The following is a 3,685-nucleotide window of genomic DNA, read 5'->3' as shown; positions in this document are numbered from 1 at the left end:
TTTCTTTTTGGTCCAGCATCCTTGTCGGATACCTTCAGGGGAAGCGTTGATTGGCCCATAACCTGTCAATCACCTCGCGGATTTGTACATAGCATTCACATGTCTAGAGGAAAGCACGGTAGTATGGACACGCCCCGGAGCCGGCCAAAGCATCAGGGGCGTGTCCATAACCGATTTGCATACGAAGATTCAGAAAGAACGTCGCACGACCTCCATATCGTAGCATGTGGATGTGATGTGTACGGCGGAAAGCGAACGCACGAGACGCACCGCATAGCGGGGCGCTGGAAAGGTACACCCATGGCGCGCATGACATGGTGGGACTACGTACGAGCCCACGGCGGCGACCTCACCGACAGGCAACTATCCAAGAAAGTCGGGATCACCTCCCCGACGCTGACCCGGTGGCGCAACGGTGCGCGCACCGACGGGGATACCGCAGCGAAGGTGGCCAGGATTCTTGGGGCAAACCCGATCTCTGCTCTGGTTGCCGCAGGCACCTTAAAAAACGAGGAAATCGACGGGTTCAAAGACACCTTGATCACTGCCCAGGAGATCCCGACAGATCAGCTCGTTGCTGAGCTCACGCGGCGTATTGCCACCCTCCAGGAAGAAAACGAGAAATTCCAAGAAGCCAAAGACCGGATCAAACGAATTGAGAAAGCACTAGGCCAATGATCACCACCGCCATACCCGCCCTTATCGGCATCGCAGGGATCACCATTGCGGTCATCTTGTTGACTCGCCCGCGCGTGCCCAACAGCCGCTACCTCGCGGGGTTTTGCCTCACCGTGGGCATCGCCTTGATCCTGCGCACCGAATCCCTCGGGGACGGCCTGCTGGATAACGCCATCGCCCAGGCAACCTCGTGGCACAACGTGCCAGACCTTGTAGGGCACCTCTGCTCCCTGCTGGCCATGATGTCGCTGGCCTGCTACTTCGCTCTGGCCGCTGGGATGGACGAGATCAAGTACATCGCCGCGATGACCACCGGCGCCTTCGGGTTCTTGCTCATCTGCTTTTGGTACCGCCTCGGCGGGGCAGAAACCAGCATGATCAACATGATGCTGGCACCAGGCATGCAGCCCTACAACGTGATCTTCTCCTCGGCCATCTTGATCACCCAGTTCATCAGCCTCGGCGTGCTACTGACCCTGATTAAAGCCCGCTCCGTGCGCACCCAATGGATCCTGCTGGGTGTAGGCGCCCTCGGCGGAGTCGCGATGGCCCTGCACCGCCTTATGACCATCGCCTTCCCCACGCTCACCGAGACCTACTACCTCCCGCTGGCCTGGTCGTTCGCTCTCCTCTGCGCCGGCGGCTACATCGCAGCCGCCGCCATGCTGATTACCCCCAGACCCGCCCGTGAAACCGCATGACCCCCACACAACAACAAGCGCCGCCCCCGCAGGGAAGCGGCGCTTTCTTCTAAGCAGACCAGGGATTACTGAGACTTCAATGGCTTCAGCTTCACCGAAACCGTCACCTCGTAGGTCATCTCCAGACGACGAAGCTCCGAAGCAATCTGATCGACAGCGGCATCTTCGTACATCTTCGAATGCACGTCCTTGACCACCGCGTCGCCTTCCTCGCGCTCCACCGGCGGCTCCGTGTAGGAAAACTTCGCCATATCCATCCCTCCATGTCGTCGCTGATCCTTGAATTACTCCTTCAGGCGGCCCGCAACCGTCACGCTGCGCCCTCCATGAAGGAAGTCTACATTAAGAACATCAATGTTGTTCAGGATCTCCTGGATGGCCGCCAAGACCTCACGAGCGTGAAACTGCTCCATCGTCGGCTCCTCCGGCTCCTTACCAGCCGAATCCTCGCTCAGCACAAAGCTGTAGCTCACCGGAACCGGATCATTCTTCTCCACCAGCAGCGACGTGAAAGAAATAAGCCCCTGCTGCTGCACCACATGCCACAACGGCCGAGACAAAATAGCCGACTCGGACGCATGATAACCCTGAGCCAAACGCTCCGGCGTCACCTTGTACTTAGCGGTCGCACGCTTCTTCTTTTCCTCAGCCATTATTACCACGCTCCCGAAACAATATTAGCAATAGAAGTACCCGGCGACAAAGGATCACCAATCACCAAACGCGACGCCGGGAAAGTCGTATAATTACCATACAACTGCCAACCCTCAAGAACATCCGCATCCACAACACTACGCCCCACCAAAACAGAAAACGGAACCTGAGGCTCAATCGCCGCACGAACAATACTCAAAGAAAAACCCTGAACCTTCGCCTCCGGCTCCTTAACAGGATCAAACTCAGGAAACACCACAGAAACAGCCTTCGCGTCGATGCTACACGTCAAAATCAACTGCTCCCCCTTCTCCGTCACCTTCGTGATAATAACCCCATTCTTCCCCATAGCGTCCTGAATGAGCTGATCAAACTTCCGATGAATCATCAACAACACCTCTCCTCATACTCACAAACAAAACAACACGTAGAACTCTACGCCACAAACGGACCAGGCGTATAAGCGTAAAAATCCTTCACCACCATGCCCTCAGGAACCAAATCAGCAACATCAGGAACAACCAACTGACTCAACCCCCGAAGATCCCTAGAGCCGGTACCACACACCAACACATCCACACTAGGCGCAAACCCCTCAAAATTCGCCCTCACCCCAAGCGCCACCGGGCGGCCCTCACGCACAGAAGCACCATACAACCCGCAGAAATCATCCCACGAGACAACAAACCCCTCCCCCTCATCCATCAACGACACACCAAGCCGCTGAGCCACACGACCCGCGAACTTTGCCGTTGCCGCAACATCATCCACCACACGCCCAGCGCCATCAAACAACGACAAATGCACCACATTCGCCCTGGCCCGCTCATCCCCCTCATGCACATCCAAAAGCGGATCAACCACCACACCCCCCACCTCACGAGGAGCCAAACGCGAAGGATCACGATGATGAACAATCGACATATACCAATACTTACGACTCAACACGAACACAGCACGAAGGGCCAAAATGATAAACATCAACAAACTAAAAAGACCACCACCCATCGAAATGATAAACATCAACATATTATCATTATCAGATGCCCACTGATGCAAGCCGCCGCTAACAAGACCAAAAATGATGGCAAAAGACACGGTAAACGGAAACGTCCGATCGGTCGCATGAATCAACTTCATCGTCGCCTTCCGCCGCGCATCAACACTAGCCCGAACAACCTTCCCAAGGCTCCCATCACCAGCAGGCGCGCCGACAAGATAAACATTATCCCGCAAACAATGATGGTCATTACGCACATCAGAAGAAGAAATATCAACAGAATAAGAAGTGGGATACTTACCCGCAACAGGCGTAGTAAAATTCATGACACTATCCCCTGTGCTTATGTCCATATTTTCCGTATCCAATGAAAAATCCTTATCACTCATAACTCTCAAAATCACCTCTGATAGAACTCAGACGCCGTCTAGTAACATATCTCCTCCTGGAGGGCCAAGTGGATCGAAGACGATCCCCTCCAGCCGTGAAGGATGCTTTCACCCTACAGTAAAGCATCTAAACTGTAAAACTCTCAAACGTCTGAACGCTTAAAAGGAGGCGCCAGCCCGGGATCCACCTGGCACACCCCGCCGCCGTACCGCCGGCGCCCCGCCGCCGGCGCCCACGCAGATCCCCACGGCCACGACTCCCC

General features: G+C 55.3%; 6 protein-coding genes. 2 read left to right on the top strand and 4 right to left on the bottom strand.

What is annotated here, in order from left to right:
- Positions 1-300: 300 nt before the first annotated feature.
- Together B140_RS0111250 and B140_RS0111245 are read left to right on the top strand one after the other, a co-directional pair.
- Positions 301-678 carry a helix-turn-helix domain-containing protein gene (locus B140_RS0111250; protein ID WP_018119453.1) on the top strand — a complete coding sequence of 126 codons (378 nt, stop codon included), beginning with the start codon at positions 301-303 and terminating at the stop codon, positions 676-678.
- Positions 679-752: 74 nt separating this feature from the next.
- Positions 753-1,379, top strand: a complete 627-nt coding sequence (locus B140_RS0111245; protein ID WP_156801796.1) for a hypothetical protein — start codon at positions 753-755, stop codon at positions 1,377-1,379.
- 65 nt (positions 1,380-1,444) lie between these two features.
- Here B140_RS0111245 and B140_RS0111240 read toward each other — a convergent pair whose 3' ends face one another.
- The 4 genes from B140_RS0111240 to B140_RS14040 are packed head-to-tail and all read right to left on the bottom strand — an operon-like array spanning position 1,445 to position 3,422.
- Positions 1,445-1,630, bottom strand: a complete 186-nt coding sequence (locus B140_RS0111240) for a hypothetical protein (protein WP_156801795.1) — start codon at positions 1,628-1,630, stop codon at positions 1,445-1,447.
- A 33-nt stretch (positions 1,631-1,663) separates the two neighbouring features.
- Positions 1,664-2,032 carry a hypothetical protein gene (locus B140_RS0111235; protein WP_018119450.1) on the bottom strand — a complete coding sequence of 123 codons (369 nt, stop codon included), beginning with the start codon at positions 2,030-2,032 and terminating at the stop codon, positions 1,664-1,666.
- A 2-nt stretch (positions 2,033-2,034) separates the two neighbouring features.
- Complete coding sequence (locus B140_RS12745) at positions 2,035-2,421, bottom strand: hypothetical protein (protein ID WP_156801794.1); 387 nt, start codon at positions 2,419-2,421, stop codon at positions 2,035-2,037.
- Between the two features lie 47 nt (positions 2,422-2,468).
- Positions 2,469-3,422, bottom strand: coding sequence for a hypothetical protein (locus tag B140_RS14040; protein WP_156801793.1), 954 nt, complete (start codon positions 3,420-3,422; stop codon positions 2,469-2,471).
- Positions 3,423-3,685: the final 263 nt, after the last annotated feature.

Source organism: Corynebacterium mastitidis DSM 44356 (assembly GCF_000375365.1).
GTDB classification, from domain to species: Bacteria; Actinomycetota; Actinomycetes; order Mycobacteriales; family Mycobacteriaceae; genus Corynebacterium; species Corynebacterium mastitidis.
The sequence above is the reverse complement of the archived record's forward strand: the minus strand, read 5'-3'. Positions and strand labels throughout refer to the sequence as shown.